The 20,672-nt window shown below is 61.9% G+C and carries 16 protein-coding genes and 1 riboswitch; of the genes, 10 read left to right on the forward strand and 6 right to left on the reverse strand.

Annotated elements, in window-relative coordinates; translation table 11 throughout:
- Positions 1–315 precede the first annotated feature (315 nt).
- From VIM98_RS03245 to metX, 3 genes are read right to left on the reverse strand one after another with little or no spacing between them, the layout of a single operon-like run.
- On the reverse strand, positions 316–1,401 hold the full coding sequence (locus tag VIM98_RS03245; protein ID WP_331991658.1) for a homoserine dehydrogenase: 1,086 nt from the start codon (positions 1,399–1,401) through the stop codon (positions 316–318).
- Positions 1,398–2,594 carry a cystathionine gamma-synthase gene (gene metB / locus VIM98_RS03250; protein ID WP_414650183.1) on the reverse strand — a complete coding sequence of 399 codons (1,197 nt, stop codon included), beginning with the start codon at positions 2,592–2,594 and terminating at the stop codon, positions 1,398–1,400. The genes VIM98_RS03245 and metB overlap by 4 nt, the downstream gene beginning before the upstream one ends.
- A gap of 30 nt (positions 2,595–2,624) precedes the next feature.
- Positions 2,625–3,635 (reverse strand): homoserine O-succinyltransferase MetX, encoded by a 1,011-nt coding sequence (gene metX / locus VIM98_RS03255; protein ID WP_331991680.1) that lies wholly within the window; start codon positions 3,633–3,635, stop codon positions 2,625–2,627.
- 86 nt (positions 3,636–3,721) lie between these two features.
- Positions 3,722–3,839: riboswitch (SAM riboswitch) on the reverse strand.
- Positions 3,840–4,118: 279 nt separating this feature from the next.
- On the opposite strand from metX, the gene VIM98_RS03260 reads away from it, so the two are divergent.
- From VIM98_RS03260 to VIM98_RS03300, 9 genes are all read left to right on the forward strand, one after another.
- The gene (locus tag VIM98_RS03260; RefSeq protein ID WP_331991660.1) at positions 4,119–5,135 is read left to right on the forward strand and encodes a cysteine synthase A; all 1,017 of its coding nucleotides are present in this window, start codon (positions 4,119–4,121) and stop codon (positions 5,133–5,135) included.
- A 76-nt stretch (positions 5,136–5,211) separates the two neighbouring features.
- Positions 5,212–5,559, forward strand: coding sequence for a DUF1304 domain-containing protein (locus tag VIM98_RS03265; protein WP_345786293.1), 348 nt, complete (start codon positions 5,212–5,214; stop codon positions 5,557–5,559).
- Between the two features lie 244 nt (positions 5,560–5,803).
- Positions 5,804–6,472, forward strand: coding sequence for a M24 family metallopeptidase (locus VIM98_RS03270; protein WP_331991661.1), 669 nt, complete (start codon positions 5,804–5,806; stop codon positions 6,470–6,472).
- Positions 6,473–6,668: 196 nt separating this feature from the next.
- The gene (locus tag VIM98_RS03275) at positions 6,669–8,270 is read left to right on the forward strand and encodes a peptide chain release factor 3 (protein WP_331991662.1); all 1,602 of its coding nucleotides are present in this window, start codon (positions 6,669–6,671) and stop codon (positions 8,268–8,270) included.
- Positions 8,271–8,315: 45 nt separating this feature from the next.
- Entirely contained in the window at positions 8,316–9,218 is a 903-nt protein-coding gene (locus tag VIM98_RS03280; RefSeq protein ID WP_331991663.1) for a type II CAAX endopeptidase family protein, read from the forward strand.
- Positions 9,219–9,314: 96 nt separating this feature from the next.
- The gene (locus VIM98_RS03285) at positions 9,315–12,956 is read left to right on the forward strand and encodes a response regulator (protein WP_331991664.1); all 3,642 of its coding nucleotides are present in this window, start codon (positions 9,315–9,317) and stop codon (positions 12,954–12,956) included.
- A gap of 8 nt (positions 12,957–12,964) precedes the next feature.
- Positions 12,965–13,795 (forward strand): CheR family methyltransferase, encoded by an 831-nt coding sequence (locus VIM98_RS03290; protein WP_331991665.1) that lies wholly within the window; start codon positions 12,965–12,967, stop codon positions 13,793–13,795.
- Positions 13,792–14,361 (forward strand): chemotaxis protein CheB, encoded by a 570-nt coding sequence (locus tag VIM98_RS03295; RefSeq protein WP_331991666.1) that lies wholly within the window; start codon positions 13,792–13,794, stop codon positions 14,359–14,361. The genes VIM98_RS03290 and VIM98_RS03295 overlap by 4 nt, the downstream gene beginning before the upstream one ends.
- 4 nt (positions 14,362–14,365) lie before the next feature.
- Positions 14,366–15,352, forward strand: a complete 987-nt coding sequence (locus VIM98_RS03300) for a diguanylate cyclase domain-containing protein (protein WP_331991667.1) — start codon at positions 14,366–14,368, stop codon at positions 15,350–15,352.
- Positions 15,353–15,441: 89 nt separating this feature from the next.
- On the opposite strand, the gene VIM98_RS03305 is transcribed toward VIM98_RS03300, so the two are convergent.
- From VIM98_RS03305 to VIM98_RS03315, 3 genes are all read right to left on the reverse strand, one after another.
- Positions 15,442–16,179 carry a hypothetical protein gene (locus tag VIM98_RS03305; protein WP_331991668.1) on the reverse strand — a complete coding sequence of 246 codons (738 nt, stop codon included), beginning with the start codon at positions 16,177–16,179 and terminating at the stop codon, positions 15,442–15,444.
- A gap of 372 nt (positions 16,180–16,551) precedes the next feature.
- Complete coding sequence (locus VIM98_RS03310) at positions 16,552–19,029, reverse strand: acyl-CoA dehydrogenase (RefSeq protein ID WP_331991669.1); 2,478 nt, start codon at positions 19,027–19,029, stop codon at positions 16,552–16,554.
- Positions 19,030–19,039: 10 nt separating this feature from the next.
- Complete coding sequence (locus VIM98_RS03315) at positions 19,040–19,939, reverse strand: alpha/beta fold hydrolase (protein WP_414650184.1); 900 nt, start codon at positions 19,937–19,939, stop codon at positions 19,040–19,042.
- 125 nt (positions 19,940–20,064) lie between these two features.
- On the opposite strand from VIM98_RS03315, the gene VIM98_RS03320 reads away from it, so the two are divergent.
- On the forward strand, positions 20,065–20,643 hold the full coding sequence (locus VIM98_RS03320; protein WP_331991670.1) for a helix-turn-helix domain-containing protein: 579 nt from the start codon (positions 20,065–20,067) through the stop codon (positions 20,641–20,643).
- Positions 20,644–20,672: the final 29 nt, after the last annotated feature.

Genomic DNA, 20,672 nt, shown 5'->3' on the forward strand with positions numbered 1-20,672 from the left:
GCACCTCCCAGTTGCGTCAGCGAGGTGTTGCCCAGACCCAGACCGTTACCCGAGATCACTGCGACCATCGTTTGGCTCTCCGCATCAATGCGAAGGGGCACCGAAATGGTGCCCCTATATAAAGCCTTATCCCGGATTTTCGAAAAAAGTTTAGGGGTAGACGAAAATATTTTTACCTGACACCGGCAGGGGTCGCATGAATTTACGAGCAACTTGGGCGCGACGCGGCGCCTCCACGAGAACAACCTAAGTACAACAAAGGCTTACACAAGGCTACCTTGCCCCCCTTTATACAAAATTCCAGCTCAGGTTAGATCAACCAAGCGCCAAGACATCCCCCAACAAAGCCTGTGCCGTCACCTCCGGCCCAGCTCCCGGCCCCTGGATCACCAGCGGCTGCGTGTTGTAGCGCGTCGTCGTCAATGCAAACTGATTGTCCGTGCCATAGAGGCGTGCAGCCGGATGAGTAGCTGGCACTTCGACCAGGCCCACGCGAGCTCGTCCTCGCTGATTCAAGCGCGCCAGGAAGCGCAATACCTGACCACGCGAGCGGGCTTCCTCGTGGCGAGCCGCCAATGGTGCATCGAGTTCTTCCAAGCGCTCGAGGAATTGCTCCGTGTCGATGCCGCGTAGCGATTCGGGCACCAGGCTTTCCACCGCTACTTCGTCCGCACCCAAGGCAAATCCTGCGTTACGCGCCAGGATCAAAAGCTTGCGCGCAACGTCCTCGCCGGAAAGATCCGCGCGTGGATCGGGCTCCGTATAACCGAGCTTGCGCGCCTCGCGCAGCAAGGCCGAGAACGGACGGCTACCGTCATATTGGTTGAACAGGTACGAAAGCGAACCGGAAAATACGCCTTCGAGCGTCAGCAAGCCGTCGCCGCATTGGCGCAGGCGCCGCAGCGTGGAAATGACCGGTAGCCCCGCGCCGACTGTCGCCGCGTCGCCGTAGCACGCACCGCCCGCGCGAGCCGCCTGCAACGCGCGCCAACCGCTCAACTGACCACCTGCCAGCGATTTGTTCGCGGTGACTACATGGTAGCCACGGGCCAGCCATTCGACGTGACGCGCAGCCAACTCAGCCGATGCGGTGGCGTCGATCACCACTTTGATGTCGGCGGGATTCGCATCGAGCGTCGCCAGCAGGGTGGCATCGTCGCGTGCGGCTCCCGTCTGCTTGAGACGTTCGCGCAGATCGCGCGCGGCCAGTTGCGCGGGCTCGGTCTGCTGCCTGCGCGAGTTGGCCGCACCCACCAGCCGCAAGCGCGCTCCGGCTGGGGTGCACAGTAATTTCAGGAAAGCGCCGCCGACCACGCCGGTGCCCAACAAGACGATGGCCACCTCGCGTGGCGCCACGAGAGATGGCTGCGTTGCCGACTCCAAGGACGGCAAGGCACTCATGCACTCACCCGGCGTTTGTCCTCGTGTGCGGCGATAGCCAGCGCGCGCGCCAATCCTTGCTCGAGGTCGCGCAACAGATCGTCACCGTCTTCGATACCGACCGAAAGGCGAATCAAGGTATCGGCGATACCCGCCGCGCGGCGCGCTTCCGGCGCCATGGCAGCATGCGTCATCGAGGCGGGATGCGCCACGAGGCTTTCGACACCGCCCAGCGATTCGGCCAGGGTGAAATGGCGCAGGCCATTGACGAAGGCCTCGATCTGCGCGAAATCGCCTTCCAGCTCCACGCTGAGCATGGCGCCGAAACCCGTCTGTTGACGCGCAGCCAACGCATGTCCTTCATGACTCTCCAGACCGGGGTAGTACACCTTGCGCACCGCCTCATGGCTATCGAGCAGCGCGGCAATACGCTGTGCATTCTCCTGGTGCTGGCGCAGACGCACATTGAGTGTACGCAGGCCACGCAAGGTCAGAAAGCTGTCGAATGGAGCGCCGGTCAGGCCGTTGCAGTTACCCCACCATTTCAGCTGTTCGGCCACCGCCGCGTCACGTGCCACGACGGCACCGCCGACAACATCGCTATGACCGTTGATGTACTTGGTCGTCGAATGCACGACTACGTCGGCACCGAGCGCCAGAGGTTGCTGCAGCGCAGGCGAAAGGAACGTGTTATCGACCACGACCAGCGCACCGACCGCGTGCGCAGCCTGTGCAACATGACGAATATCGGTGATGCGCAACAAAGGATTGGACGGCGTCTCCACCCAGACCAAGGCGGGCTTGTCGGTCAACGCCGTCGCCAAAGCATGACTGTCGGTGAGATCGGCAAAGCGCAGATGGAAGCGTCCTTTCTTCGCCCAGGCATCGAGCAGACGCCACGTACCGCCGTAGCAGTCGTGCGCAGCCACCACTGTGGCACCGGCAGGGACCAGCTCCAGCGCCAGGGCGACCGCAGACATTCCGCTACTGGTGACAACCGCTCCGACACCCTGCTCCAGATCGGCGAGCGCTTCGCCCAGCAGGTCGCGCGTGGGATTGCCGCTGCGCGAATAATCGTAGGCACGCTTCTGTCCTAGCCCAGCGAAGCTGTAGTTCGTCGACAGGTGCAGGGCCGGTACGACGGCGCCGTGCTGCGTGTCCGATTCGATCCCGGCGCGCACGGCGCGGGTACAGGGGGCGGTGGTGTCGCTCATGATCATGTCTCTTGCCGGATGCGTAGATGTTCAGGCCAAGGCATCGCGCAACAGCGGCGCGAGGCGTTCGGATTCTTTGAGAAAAGCGTCGTGCCCATAAGGCGAATCGATCACTTCCAGCGCGGAGGGACCGCGCAGACGGCGCTGCAATTCGCACAAGTCCGAAAGCGGGACTAATCGATCCGATGGCGTGCCGATCAGGGTGGTCGGTGTAGGCACTTGCTCTGGACGTACGTCATGCAGGTCGATCGATTCGGACAGGGCCAGGTAACGTTCGATATCGAAACGCTGCACGAAGCGGCGACCGGCTTGCTCCAGATAATCTTCGACCGGGAAATGGAAGCGCCCGTCGCGGTATTCCGGCGCGGTGGCGAAGCGGCGAACGAACTCTTCGCTGCCACGATAGGTGGTCATGGCCAGCTGACGCGCCAGCGCCAGCGCCTGTTCCGGTTGGCCGCTTTCGGCGCCGAGGCGTACGATGCCGCGCTGCACGGCCCGCTGCGCAGTAGCCAGCGGATGGGGTCGGTGCGCGCTGCCGAGCAGTACCAGCCTGTCGAGCGCATACGGGTGGCGGGCGGCATAAGCCAAGCCTGTCATGCCGCCGTAGGAATAACCGACGAAGGCATAGACGCGACCGATGCCCAAGGCCTCGACCAGCGCCGCCAGCGCATCGGCCTGATCTTCGCTGGACACGGCCTGCGCACCGCCCAGATCCGCACCGGTCAGCCAGTCGATCGACAACACGCGGTAACGGTCCAGATCGATGGTGTTTCCTGCCCCGATGAAATCCTGCCACCAGCCGGGCGCCTGCCCGTCGAAAGTCACTGCGTCACGGTCGGCAGAGATACCGCCCTGCACGACGATGGTCGGCGCATCGGGCGCCCCACACCACAGATAGCGCACGTCGACTTCACAGGCCGCACCGTACTTGGGGGTCAGCGTCACGCGCCGGGTGCAGCGCTGGGACGTGAGATCGCCGCGCGCGGCCACGGGAAACGGGGCGGCGAAGGCTGGCGGCACGGGGCTGGCTTGGCTGGGCATCTGGAACGCTCTCCGGTTGGACATCGCTTCCGCGGTACCGGAGAGGTTCGAAGCCATGGCCGCGCTCGACGCACGGCAATGGATCTACCCCATCTCTCGGCAGCGTTTCCTGGAACGCCTCCGCAGGAGTTGGCACCGTTGCAGAACATCCTGCAGGTTGCCCCGGCTTCAAAGGGCCTGTCCCTCAGCCGGTCTCGATGAGTGCGGACGACTTTAGTCAGCCTGCGTGAAGCTGTCAATAGACGTTTAGACGTCTAGATGGATATCTGCTTGAATCATCGTTTCGCCTGTAACGATTCTTGCCGGGGCGATTGGCGAGAGCGCAAGTTCGAGCGCCCGAGGCAACCCGAAATGCCACGGGAGCAAGTCCCCGTCGACCCGCAGTGTCCGGCTATCGCGCCATCGCTACTCGCCTACAAAGCAGTCGCCCTGTACTCGACCATCCCGGTAAGCTGTCCAAACTTCCGACCTTTGCCCGCACCTATGAGTATTCGTTCCGACTTCCCCGACGCCGTAGGCCACACACCGTTGCTGCGGCTGCGTGGCCCTTCCGAGCTGACCGGCTGCCATATTCTTGCGAAAGCCGAGTTCCTCAATCCCGGCGGCTCGATCAAGGACCGCACGGCGCTAGGCTTGGTCCTCGACGCCGAACGACGCGGGCTGCTCCAGCCCGGCGGCACCATCGTCGAGGGCACGGCTGGCAATACGGGCATCGGGCTGGGCCTCATCGGCGCGAGCCGCGGCTACAAGACGCTGATTTTCATGCCCGATACGCAGAGCCGGGAAAAGATCGACGCTCTGCGCCTGACCGGCGCCGAAGTGAGATTGGTGCCTGCCGTGCCCTACAAAGACCCCAATCACTACGCCCATCATGCACGCGCCCAGGCCGAAGCCATGAATCGGGACGAGCCAGGCAGCGCCTGGTTCGCCAACCAGTTCGACAACACCGCCAACCGCGACTTCCACGAAATCACCACTGGCTTGGAAATCTGGGAGGAGACAGCTGGCCAGGTCGATGGCTTTGTCTGCGCCGCGGGCACCGGCGGTACCCTGGCCGGCGTGGGCCGAGCCCTCAAGCGCCGCAAGAGCAGCGTGCGCATTGCGCTGGCCGACCCCACCGGCTCGGCGCTGGCCAGCTTCATCACGACCGGCGAACTGGTCGCCAGCGGTCATTCGATCAGCGAAGGCATCGGCTCTAGTCGCATTACCGCCAATTTCGACGGCGCACCGATCGACCTGGCCTGGTCCATCCCGGATGACGAATCCGTGCCGCTCGCTCATCGGCTACTGCACGAAGAAGGCTGGTGCGTGGGAGGCTCCAGCGGCGTCAATGTGGCCGGTGCGATCCGCCTGGCGCGGGAGCTGGGTCCGGGGCATACCGTGGTAACCGTACTGGCCGATGGCGGTACGCGTTATCAGGCGAAGTTGTTCAATCCCGGATTTCTGGATGCCAAGGGAATACCGGTGCCCGGCTGGTTGCGCCAAGCGTTCCCCGGATAGCCCCCGGTCTCCCCTCTATCCGCTGAGGACGCCCTGGCGTCATCCTTGCCTCACCATCCTTCGAGCGACCTCGTCCATGTCTCTGGCTGCCAGCATCGTTATCGCCCTCGTTGCCTTGTTGCACGTCTACTTCCTGGTGCTGGAAATGTTCCTGTGGGACAAGCCGGCCGGACGGCGCGCCTTCGGCCTTAGCGCAGAATTCGCCGCCCAGTCGAAGACGCTTGCAGCCAATCAGGGGCTCTATAACGGCTTCCTAGCGGCAGGCCTGGTCTGGGCCCTGGCCACGCAGCGTGTGGACGTGGCGATGTTCTTCCTGGGCTGCGTATTGATCGCCGGCATCTACGGCGGCTTCACGGCCAGCCGCAAAATCCTGCTGGTACAGGCATTACCCGCAGCGATCGGGCTGGCCCTGCTGTTTATCTGATGCTTGCTGCGCCGATCGACTCCTTTGAAAGGAGCGAGCGGAGAAAAGTGAGGCAATAGCGGAAGCCAACGCAGGCTTGGCTCCTCACTCCCTTGACTGCGACCTGGCGCCGTTCAGGCGCTGGTGACAACGGCATGGTGCTCCGCCGCATGCATGCCGGAGGCTGAAGTGGCAGGCTTGGACTCGACGGCGCGGCAAAAGGACGCAGGCCGTGGATTCAGCTCATCGATAAGGATGTAGGTCATTGAACGCAGTAAAGATTCAAAAGGAAACAGTAGGGCAAGGTTTCGATCCGGCGCGGATGCACCGCGCACGCGAACTCTCGTGGGCAGCGCTGCACGGTATCCGCCAGCGGATGCGTCCAGGCATCAGTGAAGCAGAGGCGAAGATCGAGGCGGCGGAGGTCTTTCGCAGCCTGGGCATGGAACGACTGTGGCATCCGATCGTAATCCGCATCGGCGCCAATACCACCAAGACCTACCGCGAACGCTCCGAGCCGAATATACGGCTAGGCGAAAACGACATTTATTTCATCGACCTGGGCCTGGTGTTCGAAGGCCATGAGGGCGATGTCGGCGATACCTTCGTGATGGGTCGCGCCCCCGAGCATCAAGCTTGTGCGGACGCAGCACGCGAACTGTTTAGGATCGTCGCCGATACGTGGCGCAGGGATGGCATCAGTGGGCAGGCGCTTTACGCGTTTGCCGAACAGCAAGCTGAGACGATGGGGTGGCGGCTCAATCATGAGATCAAAGGTCATCGGGTTAGCGATTTTCCACATTCGATTCATAAGGCTGGCGATCTTGGCGAACTGGATGCCACACCGTCCTCTGGACTGTGGATTCTGGAGATCCAGATTGCGCATCCGACTGAGCCGTACGGGGCATTCTTCGAGGACCTGCTGCTCCGTTAGCGGCCTGGAAGAGCGCCGCGCCCAGGTGCAGGCCTACGCGGCCAGCGCCGAAGGGCGTGTCGCGGCTTACCGGCCGCCTTATCGGCGGGCCGAGGGCGGCCAGGCCGTGCGGATGTAGCCCCCAGCGCATAAGCGGCCTCGCCAGCCGGGGCGCTGGTATCATTGGCGGTTTGCATATGACCGCCCGCCAGACCTCATGTCCACCCATCTCGACGAAACCCTCCGCCGCCGCACCTTTGCGATCGTCAGTCACCCTGACGCGGGCAAGACCACGCTGACGGAAAAGCTGCTGCTGTTCGGCGGCGCGATCCAGATGGCCGGCTCGGTAAAGGGCCGCAAGGCCGCTCGCCACGCCACCTCGGACTGGATGGCGCTCGAGAAGGAGCGCGGCATCTCGGTGACTTCGTCGGTGATGCAGTTCCCCTATGAGGGCCGCATCGTCAATCTGCTCGACACCCCGGGCCACGCGGACTTCTCCGAAGACACTTACCGCGTGCTGACCGCGGTCGACTCGGCCTTGATGGTGATCGACTGCGCCAAAGGCGTGGAAGAACGCACGATCAAACTGATGGAGGTGTGCCGTCTGCGCGACACGCCGATCATGACCTTCATCAACAAGCTGGACCGCGAAGGCCGTTCGCCGATCGAGCTGCTCGATGAAGTCGAGTCCGTGCTGGGCATCGCCTGCGCTCCGCTGACCTGGCCGATCGGCATGGGTCAACGACTGAAGGGCGTGTATCACATGCTGCTGGACGAAGTGCATGTATTCGAGCCCGGCAAGAACTTCACCCGCCAGGATTCGACCATCTTCAAGGGACTGGATGCTCCGGGCCTGGAAGAGAAGATCGGCGCACAAGCCCTGGCAGACCTGCGCGACGAACTGGAACTCGTGCAAGGCGCCTCCAATCCTTTCGATCTGGAGCTGTACCTGGCGGGCAAACAGACGCCGGTATTCTTCGGCTCGGCGGTAAACAATTTCGGAGTTCAGCTGTTGCTGGATTTTTTCGTCGAACATGCGCCTTCGCCCCGCTCGCGCGCCACGCTGAGCCGTACGGTGGTCCCCGACGAGGACAAGCTCACTGGCTTCGTGTTCAAGATCCAAGCCAATATGGACCCGGCCCACCGCGATCGCATCGCCTTCATGCGTGTGTGCTCGGGCACCTATACTGCCGGCATGAAGATGGTGCAGACGCGCACCAACAAGGAAGTACGTATCGCCAATGCGCTGACTTTCATGGCCAGCGATCGTGAAATCGTCGAATCGGCCTACCCCGGGGACGTGATCGGCCTGCACAACCACGGCACCATCGGCATTGGCGATACCTTCTCAGAGGGCGAGCCGATCAGCTTCACCGGCATTCCCAACTTTGCCCCCGAACTGTTCCGCCGCGCCCGCCTGCGCGACCCGCTGAAGATGAAAGCCCTGCAGAAAGGGCTGGCCCAGCTTTCCGAGGAAGGCGCCACCCAGTTCTTCCGGCCCCTGATGAGCAACGACCTGATCCTGGGCGCGGTCGGCGTGCTGCAGTTCGACGTGGTGGCGTACCGGCTGAAGGACGAATACAACGTCGACGCCAGCTTCGACACTGTCGGTGTTGTCACTGCGCGCTGGATCCATTGCGACGATCCGAAGAAGCTCGCCGAGTTCCGCGAAAAGAACGCACTGAATCTTGGCATCGACGCTGCCGGCGAACTGGTCTACCTGGCGCCGTCGCGGGTCAATCTGCAACTGGCGCAGGAACGCTGGCCCGACGTGCGGTTCTCCGCCACCCGTGAGCATGCGACCTCGGTCGAGGTTTGAAACCTGCGCTAATCTGGCCGCCTGAGACAATCGCAAGGGGAACCCATGCAGCGCGACGAACTGGCCTTCACGACGCCCGCAACGGCACCGGACTGGCAACGCTGGATGGTGTTTTCTCCTGTCGCGCGGATCGTGTTCTTTATCGTCGCGATCCTGATCCTGACCTTTGCCGTGCATGGCGCCATGGTCATGGCGGGCTTCGGCAGCCCCAAATCGTCACCGCTGGAGCGCGCCCTGGCCCACGCCCTGGGGCAATGGCTCACGTCGTTGATCGCCTATCTGCTGCTGGTGCGGCTGATCGAACGCCGACCGGCCACGGAGCTCTCCCTGCGCACACTACCTGCCTGGGGCGGTCTTGGCCTGCTCGCCGGAGCGGCCCTCTTCAGCGTCGTGACAGGACTGCTCTGGCTGCTTGGGGTGTACCACGTCAGCGGCACCCAACCGAACGTGGATTGGCTGCCCGCGGTGCTCAGCGTCGGCTTGGGCGCCGGCTTGTATGAGGAAATCATCAGTCGAGGCGTGCTGTTCCGGATTGTCGAGGAAGGTCTCGGCACCGGTGCGGCCTTGATCGTCTCCGCGCTGTTTTTCGGCGCAGCGCACATTTTCAATCCAGGGGCCACGCTTTGGAGTTCGGCGGCGATCGCCATCGAAGCCGGCCTGATGCTGGGAATGCTGTATCACGTCACCCGATCGCTCTGGGCTTGTGTCGGACTGCATGCTGCCTGGAACGTGATGCAGGGCACGGTGTTCGGTATTCCCGTTTCCGGCACCGATGCGAACGGCTGGCTGGTGTCCTACCGTACCGGCCCGGCGTGGCTGAGCGGTGGCGTCTTCGGTGCCGAAGCCTCGGTGGTGGCGCTGCTGACCTGTTCGCTATTTACCGTCGCCCTGGTATGTATTGCCCGGAGAAAGCGGTCTTTTGTGGCGCCAAGCTGGCGTCGTCACTGAATATTCACCGGCAGCCAAGCGGAATGGCTGCTGTCGCACCCGAGACGAAACGGTACGCTGGAACGCCCCTCGCTCGAAAAACCAAAGACGATCCGCATGGCTTCCGATTCCAGGAAAGAAACATGGCTGGCCGATCAACCTATCCAGCGGAAAATTCTGTTAGCCATTGGCCTGCTGGTCGGGCTGTTCCTGCTGGCCAGCGTGGTGACGCTCACCACCTTGCACAAGCAGGATCAAAGCCGTGGCTGGTATACCCATACCTATAGCGTCCTGCTGCAACTGAACCAAGTACGCATGGCAATGCAGGCCAGCCAAGTCGGCGTGCGTGGGTACATGCTCAACCAGCGCGACGACGAACTGCACAACTATCGCAATGGGCTGTCCGAAGCCACCGCTGAATTGGCAAGCTTGCGCAAGCTCACCGCAGACAATCCGGTACAGCAGACCCGCATCGACCGCATCGAAACCTTGCTGGCGCAATGGCAGCGCGAGGTCACGCTGTATGCCGTCGACCCTGTCAGCAAACTGAGCGAATCGGATCCGGGCAAGGCCTTGCTGCAGCTGCAGCGCATCCGCAACGATTACGTCGCGCACCGCACCGTACGCATGGAAGACGGCTATGCCCAGCTCGACCAGATGGCGCGTACGGAAAACGAACTGCTTTCGTCGCGCGATGCCGCGCTGGGCGACGCACTGTTCACTACCCGCGCAAGCAGCGCGGCGTTCGCCCTGCTCGGCGTGCTGCTGGGCCTGCTGATCATCAGCCTGACCTATCGGCTTATCACTCGTCCACTGCGCCGCACGACCAATATGATGACGCAGCTGTCCAATCGCGATGGCAATTTCGAGGTCCGTCACCTGGCGCGCCGCGATGAGATCGGTGAGCTCTCGCGCGCCCTGCAAGTGTTCAAGCAGATGGCTGTCGAGACACAGGGACAGACCTGGTTGAAAACGCAGGTCTCCGATATCGCCGGCCGACTGCAGCAAGCGATCACACACCGCGATTTCGGGCTCGCCCTGACCTCATCGGTCGCACCGCTGGTCAATGCCGGCCTGGCGATCTATTACCTCTACGATCAGGATCGTCAACAGCTCGACTTGCTCGGCAGCTATGGATTGCGTCAGTCCTGGCAGGGGCCGGAGAGCTACGTCCCCGGCGAAGGGCTGGTCGGGCAGTGTGCCGAGGAGCGCAAGGCGATCGTGCTGGAGCAGGTCCCGGCCAATTATGTGCGCATCCACTCCGGCAGCGGCGAGGCCCTGCCTCATGTGATCGTTATTTTGCCGGTCATGGTGCGCGACGCAATCTGCGGTGTGCTGGAGTTGGCCAGCTTTGCGCCACTCCAGCCGCTGCATCGCCAGCTACTCGACGAATTGTTGCCGATCGCGGGTCTGACTCAGGAGAATCTCACTCGCGCCATTCGTACCCAGGCGCTGCTCGAACAAACCCAGGAACAGGCCGACGACCTGCGCACTTCAGAGCTGGTGATGCGCCAGCAAAAAGAGGTGCTGCGCGACAGCCATGACGCACTGCAAGCCAAGACCGCCGAACTGGAAGAACAGTCGCAACGGCTGATCGCTTCGGAAGAAGAACTCCGCGTGCAGACCGAAGAACTGCAAGCCTCCAACGAGGAGCTTCGCGAAAAAACCGAGACCCTGAACGAGCAGAAGCGCGTGCTCGAAGGCCTGCAGCGGGAGACACAGCACAAGGCCGAAGAGTTGGCGCGGGCGAGTCAATACAAATCCGAGTTCCTCGCCAATATGTCGCACGAACTGCGGACCCCCCTGAACAGCCTGCTGATTCTTTCCCGCAGCCTGTCCGAAAATCGCGAGGACAACCTCAACGAAGAGCAAGTGGAGTCGGCAAGAATCATCCACGATTCGGGCAGCAATCTGCTTCGCCTTATCAACGACATTCTCGATCTATCCAAGATCGAGGCCGGCAAGATGGAGCTGGATATCGCCGAGTTCCCCCTATCGAGTCTCAGCCGCACGCTCAAGCGCACCTTCGATCACGTCGCCCAGGAAAAACGCGTCAGCTTCAACGTGGAAATCGCGCCTGGCTTGCCGGATATCATCCGCACCGATTCGACCAAGCTGGAACAGGTCCTCACCAACTTGATCGGCAACGCGTTCAAATTCACACACCAGGGTGCCGTCAGCGTACGCATCGGGCGCCCTTCCGCTGAGTTGGCCCTGCCTGGCAAACTCATCGGGCGCCCGGCGATCGCCATCGCGGTCAGCGACACCGGCATCGGCATTCCTGCCGACAAGTTCCAGAAGATATTCAACGCGTTCGAGCAGGTCGATTCCGGTACGAGCCGCCAATATGGCGGCACCGGGCTTGGCCTGGCGATCTCCGCACGCATTGTCGAACTGCTCGGAGGCATCATCGACCTGCGCAGCCAGGAAGGACACGGCAGCACCTTCACCCTGCTGCTACCCGAAGCCACGGAAGCGGGTGCGTCAGCCCCCGAGAAAGACCAGGCAGCATCCGAGGCGAGCTACACGCGCGCCCCGGTGACACACGCCTTGCTCCCCGAGGCGATCGAAGACGATCGCGAAGATCTCACACCCGACGACAAGGTCATCCTCATCGTGGAGGACGACCCGATTTTTGCGCGGATCCTTGCCGACATGGTCCACCGCAAAGGTTATCGGGTGCTTGCCGCAGCCGAAGGAGAAGCGGCCCTGCAGTTGTCGCAGCGCTTCAAGCCAGCCGGCATCCTGCTCGATGTGATGCTGCCGGGCATGGATGGCTGGACCGTCATCGAGCGGCTCAAGAGCGATAACGCTACCCGCCATATCCCGGTCCACTTCATTTCTGCCGTGGACGAAGCGCACCGCGGACGCGAACTGGGCGCCGTAGGCTTCCTCACCAAGCCGGTCAGCCGAGAGGCGATCAACGGCGCCTTCGAGCGCCTGATGCATTTCGCCGAAGGCGGTACGCGACACCTGTTGATCGTCGACGACGACAACGATTCCCGCGCCGCCGTGCGCACCCTGCTCAACAATGACGGCGTCACCATCGACGAAGCCTCCAGCGCCGAGCAAGCACTGGAATGTCTCGCCGAGGCAAACTACGACTGCGTGGTGCTCGATCTGGGACTGCCGGGCATGTCCGGCATGGAACTGCTTGAACAATTATCCAGCCGCGGCCACGTTCCGCCGGTAGTGATCTATTCCGGCCGCGACCTGAGCCGCGAAGAGAATCTCAAATTGCGTCGGTACACCGACAGCATCGTGGTCAAGGGCGCACGGGCGCCGGAGCGATTGCTGGACGAGGTCAGCCTGTTCCTGCACAGCGTCCGGCATGAGCGCAGGCACGCAGCAGCGGCAAGCCAGCGCAGCTCCCTGGATGACGAGCTGCGTGGCCGGAAAGTCCTGCTGGTCGACGACGATATGCGCAACCTGTTCGCTTTGTCGAAAGTGCTGCGCGAATGGGGACTGTCCGTGGCCATGGCGCAGGACGGCCAGAAAGCGCTCAAGGCGCTCGAGGAAGACTCCACGATCGAGCTCGTCCTTACCGACATCATGATGCCCGTCATGGACGGCTACGAGACCATCAAGGCCATACGTGCGCAGCCGAAGTACGGCGACCTGCCGGTCATTGCGTTGACGGCCAAAGCCATGCGCGGCGATCGGGAGAAATGCCTGGAAGTAGGTGCCAACGACTACCTGTCCAAGCCTATCGACATCGATAAATTATCTTCGATGTTGCGCGTGTGGTTGCACCGCTGAGCCATGATATGACGGCCGCACCGGACGACATCGAGATCGAGCTATTCCTGCGCGCCCTGCAACTGCGCCATGGTTACGATTTCAGTCAGTACGCCCCGGCATCGCTGAAACGGCGCATCGTGCAGTTGTCACACGCTCAAGGTCTGCGCACGGTCAGCGGCCTGATCGAACGCGTACTTTACGAGCCTGGTTTCATGTCGGTGGTGCTGGAAGGCCTGTCGGTGCCTGTCTCGGAGATGTTTCGCGATCCGCCGGTCTTCCGCGCCATGCGCGAGCGGATTTTTCCTGTCCTGGCCTCTTATCCGCAGATCAATATCTGGCTGGCCGGCTGCGCGCACGGGCAGGAAGTGTATTCGCTGGCGATCCTGCTGGAAGAGGCCGGGCTTTACGATCGCTGCCAGCTTTATGCCACCGATTTCAACGACGCGGCGTTATGGCAAGCCCAGGAAGCCATCTACCCCGCTCGCGAAGCGCAACTGTGGTCGCGAAACTACTCGGCCGCAGGCGGAGAACATTCGCTGGCCGATTACTACAGCGCTCGCTACGAGCTGATCAAGCTTGACCAGCGATTGCGCCGCAACGTGATCTTCGCCAATCACAACCTGGTCACCGACGACGTCTTCTGCGAAGCGCATCTGGTGCTTTGCCGCAATGTGCTGATCTACTTCGGCGATGGCTTGCAAGATCGTGCGCTTGCGCTGTTTCGCGATAGCTTGCGCCGTGGAGGCTTCCTTTGCCTTGGCAGCCGCGAAAGTATCGATTTCGCTCCATCGACGCGAGATTTCACGCCTGTAGATGCAAAGCTTCGTCTTTATCAGCTGGGACACAAGAACGGATGAGCGAGCCGCGCGCCATCGTGATCGGTTGCTCGGCGGGCGGGCTCAATGCGCTGGAACGCCTGCTGGCCGAACTCGATACCGCCCTTCCGGCAACGGTGATAATCTGCGCTCACACCGGTTCCAGCGATGTGGAACTGCTGTGCGAACTGCTTTCGCGCCATAGCCGCCTGCCGGTGATCGAAGCGGCCGAGCGCGAGCCAGCGCACGTCGGTGTCGTCCAGGTCGCCCCCAGCGGTTATCACTTGCTGGTCGAACATGACGCACGCTTTGCGCTATCGGTCGACCCTAAAGTGAATTTCTGCCGGCCTTCCATCGACGTGCTGTTCACCTCGGCTGCCGATGCTTATCGCGACACGCTGATCGGCGTGTTGTTGACGGGCGCCAACCAGGACGGTGCGCGAGGATTGGCCGACATCCGGCGCCAGGGCGGCGTAGCGATCGTGCAAGACCCCGGCGACGCCGAGGTTGCGACGATGCCACAAGCCGGTCTCGACATCGCCGGCGCCGATTACTGCGTCCCCCTGAACGACCTCGCCCCTTTGCTCAACCGACTCTGTATTCGCTAATTCCATGCTCCCGAAGATTCTTGTTGTCGACGACACCCCGGCCAACCTGGTAGCCATGCGCCGCCTGCTCGCCAACTGCGGCGCCGAACTGATCGAAGCCAACAGCGGCAACCAGGCGCTGGCGCTTTGCCTGGACCATCGCTTCGCCCTGATCCTGCTCGATGTGAACATGCCCGATATGGACGGTTTCGAAGTCGCCCAGCTACTGGCCGAAACCGACCATATGCGCGACACGCCGATCATCTTCGTCACAGCTGCCTACGCCGATGACCTCAACCGGCTGAAGGGTTACCGGTTCGGTGCCGTCGACTACATCGCCAAGCCGGTCAACGATGCGATCCTGCAATCGAAAGTGCGTGTCTTCCTGGACTTGTACAGCGCTCGCGCGCAGTTGCAACAGGCGATGGACGAGCTTTCGGCACGTAATCGGCAACTCGTCGACGAAGTGGCTGAGCGTCAGCGCGCAGAAGCACAAGTACGCCACCAGGCGACACACGACATGCTTACCGGGTTGCCGAATCGCACGTTGTTCCACGATCGGCTGCGAACCGCCATCGCCCGCGCGCCGCGGCACGGCACCGGCTTCGCCCTCGCGCTGCTCGATATCGATGGGTTCAAGCAGGTCAACGATCAACACGGCCATCCCGCCGGCGACGCCTTGCTGGTGGCGATCGCCGAGCGATTGCGTCAGCACGTGCGCGTCAACGACTCCGTCGCACGCCTGGGCGGCGACGAATTTGCGATGATCCTGGAGGATATCAACGATACGGCGGCCTTGCTCGACCGATGCAAGGAGGTCGGCGCATGGCTGGCCAGGCCCTATCCGCTGCAGGGGCGCAACGGCGAGTTTGTGGCGCATGTGAGTGCCAGCATTGGCATCGCTTACCACGATGGCGAACATGGCAGCGACGAGGCGTTGATCCAGATCGCCGATCGCGCCCTGTATCAAGCGAAGGACGGCGGCAAAAATCGTTGTGTCATGGCAGTTTGAAGGCCACTCACCTGAGTCCCCTCTTCCCCGGCGAAACCGGGGGAAAGGGCATCTGATTCACGTCGAGCACGCCATGGGCAAGCGCCAGGTCACACTTGATCGACCTGAGGTACCTTTTGATGGGCCTGAGCTGATTCACCTTTTATACACAGGCCCGCTTTGACTAATATGCCACCTGCCAGCACCGCGCCTCCAGCATACAAAGCGGCTGCACCGACACCTGCCAATAGCACTGGCTGGTCCTCGCCTTTGACGCAGAGGACCTGTTTGTTGGTCACCTGGCATTCCGGCGACGGCCTATAGTTTAGCAACGATGTACAAACTTTCCGTCCGTTATAGTCAGGGCCGATATACGCAGTCATTTCACGCCCTTCTTGACGCCAGGTCACGGGCGCGCCGGAACTCCCGTTCCCTCGCGCGATGGAAAATTCATCCACGACGCCCGGATTGCAGTTACCGAAGCCAGGCAGCTCTTCGCTCACAGTCTCGTTCGCATTTAACTGCCTTACCGTTGCGGTGGTTGTCCTCGTGTTAGCTCCATAACGCATATAGGCACCGATTATGGCGGAATGCCTAAAACTTACATCGCTACCGCCCAAGGCGTCTTGCGCTTCATTTTCCGCGGCAACCAGGGCGACGGGAAAGCTTGCGAGAAATATCGTACCCTTCCCCGCATTAATTAGCAGGTTGCCGGCAAACTTCAGCGGATTATTGTATGCATCCTTCAAGTTATTAGCGATGTTCGAAGCACGTTGCTTGGCAAACGCTTGCATGCCTTCGATAAATCCGCCCTGCTGAACCGAGGGGGCTGCACTTCCAATTTGCATATTAATTTTCCTTATCGATATTTTTTAAAACTGTCCATGTTTTCTCGCTGCAATCAACCCCAAAAAAAACTTGGCATCGAGAATGAACGACATACGTAAAGCTACGATATCGAGGTCATAGGATGTAAGCGCGCACTCCATTGGCTTGACTCGGCTTCGATCATATCGAGGCAGGGAGTGCTCGCTATCAAATTTCGCTCTTGGAGAACCATGCCCCTCGCCCTGCTTGCAGGGGAAAGCCGGGACGGGGTGAACGCTTGCGGGAAGCTGCACATCGTTGGTTAACAACATGGAGATCGACGCAAGCACTTACCCCACCCCGACCCTCCCCGGTAAACAGGGGAGGAGGCAATCGGCGATTGCTGTGGGAGCTTACGCCGCGTCGGCGAGCTTCCCGCTCTTCTTTTCTTCACCACGCACGTAAGCGGCGCGCAATTCCTGCGGATCGAAATCGTCCACCGAGATGAATTCGAACACGCCCTCACGCACACGCTTGAGCAGGTCGAATTCGGCATCGGTTATGACGCCAGTCTGCTTTGCTTCGATAAGCTGCCCCATATAGTCGTGTGCCTTGAGCTGGCCCGCCTTCTGCGCCTTGGCGAACTTACGCTCGACCGGCTCTGCAGCAATGACGTCGGGCAGCAATGCATTCATGCGGCCGACCACGTTGTTGGCAGTCGGGGTCATGTAAGTCCATTGCAGCAGGCGATCGCGCGCCTCGCCCGGCGCAGTAATGATCGCGGCCACACGGCGGCCGAGTCGATCCGACGGCGGCACTTCGCGACGGCCGAGCGGGAACACCAGAACGCGCAGCAGCCAGGCCACGGGGCGTACCGGGAAGTTGCGGATCGCACCGTCCAGCGCAGCCTGCGTGCGCCACATGCACTCATGGAACGCCCAGGCCAGCAGCGGACGATCGGCCTCGGGACGACCGCTATCCTCATAACGCTTGAGCATGGCGCTGGCGATATACAGGAAGCTCAGCACATCGCCCAATCGCGCGGAGAGCTTTTCCTTGAACTTCAGCTTGCCGCCCAGCACGCCCATGAAGGTGTCGGCGCACAATGCCAATGCTGCCGAATATCGGTTGAGCTTGCGGTAGTAACGGCGAACGTAGGCATCGCCCGCGGAGTCGCCGATACGCGCCCCGGTAATGCCCAGCGTGAAGGACCGCACCGCATTGGAAATGCCAAAGCCCAGATGACCGAACAGGGCCTTGTCGAAAGTCTTCAGACGTTCGCCGTAATCGGCGATCTGCAGGGCCTGCATTTCCTTCAGCACATAAGGATGGCAGCGGATCGCGCCCTGGCCGAAGATCATCAGGCTGCGCGTCATGATATTGGCGCCTTCCACGGTGATCGCGATCGGCACGCACTGCCAGCCACGACCGGCGTAGTTCTTCGGGCCGAGCTGCACGCCCTTGCCACCATGCACGTCCATGGTGTCGCCAGCCACGATGCGCGCCCATTCGGTCGCGTGATACTTGGCGATCGCCGATGGCACCGCCGGCTTCTCCCCACGATCGACCGCTGCGGCCGTTGCACGCGACAAGGCTGCAGTGGCATAAGCCAGGCCGCCGATACGCGCCAGTGCTTCTTCAACGCCTTCGAAACGGGCAACTGCCAAGCCGAACTGCTTGCGCATGCGTGCGTAGGCACCCGTGGCGGCGGCCGACATGCGAATGGCACCGGTGGCATTGGAGGGCAGCGAGATGGCGCGCCCGACCGACAGGCATTCGACCAGCATGCGCCAGCCGTGACCGGCCATCTTGGCGCCGCCGATCAGGGTGCTCATCGGCGCGAACACATCTTTACCCTGGACCGGACCATTCTGGAACGGGATGTTCAGCGGATAGTGGCGACGACCGATTTCCAGGCCCGGCGTCGAGCGTGGCAGCAGGGCCAGCGTGATACCCAGGTCCTCGGTATCGCCAAGCAGCTTATCCGGATCGTATAAGCGGAACGCCAGACCGACGACCGTCGCGATCGGTGCAAGCGTGATATAGCGCTTATCGAAGGTCAGACGCACCCCAAGCGTTTCCACACCGTCGACGACCTGTTTGCAAACGATGCCGTAATCGGGAATCGACGTGGCATCCGAGCCGGCATAGGGGCCTGTCAGCGCAAAACAGGGAATCTCTTCACCCACAGCCAGGCGCGGCAGGTAGTAGTTCTTCTGCTCGTCGCTACCGTAGTGCAGCAAGAGTTCCGCAGGGCCAAGCGAGTTGGGCACAGCGACAGTGGAGGAAAGCGTGGCCGACACCGTGGAAAGCTTCTGCAGCACCGCCGAATGTGCCAGCGCCGAGAAACCCAAGCCACCGTATTGCTTGGGGATGATCATGCCGAAGAATTTGTTCTTCTTGACGAACTCCCAGACTTCCGGCGGCAGGTCGCCCAACTCGTGGGTGATCTGCCAATCATCGATCATGCCGCAAAGTTGTTCTACCGGGCCGTCCATGAAGGCCTGTTCTTCGACGCTGAGCTCCGGTTTGGGCTGCTTGAGCAACTCATGCCAGTCCGGCTTGCCGGAGAAGAGTTCGCCCTCGAAGCCAACCGTACCGGCTTCCAGCGCCGTCTGCTCGGTAGCCGACAGCTTGGGCGTGACCTTGGCGAACAGCTTGAGCAGCGGTGCGCTGATCTTGCGGCGGCGGAAGCCGACCATCAGTAGCGGTACGGCGATCAATGCTTCGACGATCAGCAGAATCGCCGTCGTCCATGGCGCCTGTGTCAGTACGCCGACGATCAGCGTCGCGAGCATGGTGACGATGGCCCACGTACGCAGGCTGCTGCGGTGATAAGCGCAGGCACCCGTCGCGATAAGCGCCGCCAGCACAGTCAATAGAATAGACATCTCCGTTACCTCACTCTTGTGTTACACCGGCGCCCCGCCGGGCGCCAGGCGATTCCAGGTCACGCAGGAAGGCTGCGATTTCCCGCGTGAATGCGTCGTTCGCATCGCCGGCCAGCATATGCGTGGCCTGCGGCAGTTCCACGTGCCGCGCCTGCGGCACCGATTGCAGAAATTCGTCGACGGTATCGCGCGAGACCACGTCGCTACGTCCGCCCGAAAGCAGCAGCACCGGCACGCGCACTCGTGCCGCGGCGGCCATCAGGCGGGGCTGATACCGCTCGCTTTCGTTGACCAGTCCGCCCAACAAGGCTGGATCCCAGTGCCAGCGCAAGCGCCCATCGGCACCTTCGCGCAGCAACGGTCGCAATTGCTCTTCGGTCTTGCGCTCGCGGCGTTGCGGCAGATACAAGGCAATTTGCTCGGCAGCTTCAGCGTAGTCGGCAAACCCGTCCGGATGCGCCTGCATGAACGCCAGGATGCGCTCGACACCGGCCGACTCCCAGCGCGGTGTAATGTCCACCAATACGAGGGCGCGAAACAGCGAAACGTCGAACTCGCCTGCCACCGCCAAGCCCAACAGGCCGCCCATCGATGCGCCCACCAGGATCGGCCGTTCCGGCTGGCGCTTGGCCAATGCCGCCAGATCGTCGATGAATTGCTCCATGTGATAGGCACCGCCAGCCACTCGACCGCTTTCCCCATGACCGCGCGCATCGAATGTCACGCAACGGCACCCCTGCGCGGCCAAGGTCTGGGCCGCTCCGTTCCAGGCGCCGCGGGTCTGGCCGAAGCCATGCGCAAACAACAATGTCGGCGCTCCACGGGCGTGGAACAGTTCGGTACAAAGCGGCAGCCCGTCGCGCATGACGACGGTCTCGATCTGGCGGTCCAGGGGCGCAAGCGTTACCATACGGACGAGTATGGGTCGCCCGGAAAGGATCGTCAACTGGTGACCCCATTCCGAAGCCGGCCGTTTATTCAGTCACTTACCCTCCACTGCCCTTGCAAAGCTCCGGACTGGGGTACCATGCCACGATGAATGCCAGTAACAAGACCGAACGCAGCCGCCTGTCGGCGGAAGATTGGGAAGACGCCGCCCTTAACCTGATCGCCGATCAAGGCGTCGGCGCCGTCGCTGTCGAAGCTCTGGCCCGCCAGCTGGGCGTCACCAAGGGCAGCTTCTACTGGCACTTCCGCACGCGCGAAGCCTTGCTGCAAGCCGCGCTGGAGCGATGGGAACAGTACGGCGAACGCGAAGTGATCAACCAGATCGAAGCGATTCCCAACCCACGCGAACGGCTGCCTGAACTGTTCCGCCGGGTCGCCCACGAATTGAAGCCACATCGTGTTTATGCCGCCCTGCTCAAGGCGCTGGACCACCCGCAGGTGGTGCCAGTCATGGCACGCGTCTCGCAGCGCCGCATGGAGTTCCTGCACACTGCTTATACCCAGGCGGGTCTGCCGCAGACCGAAGCGCTCAATCGGGCCCGCCTGACCTACGCGGCGTATGTCGGCTTCCTGCAATTGAATTTCACGCTCGGCCTGCCGCGGATCAGCCACGAAGAGTTCGACGCGTATGTCGAACATATGATCCGGACGCTCATTCCTGCCTGACAGCCGCGGTGAGTGGCGACGCGCCCGCT

Source organism: Dyella sp. (assembly GCF_036568765.1).
Taxonomy (GTDB): Bacteria; Pseudomonadota; Gammaproteobacteria; order Xanthomonadales; family Rhodanobacteraceae; genus GSA-30.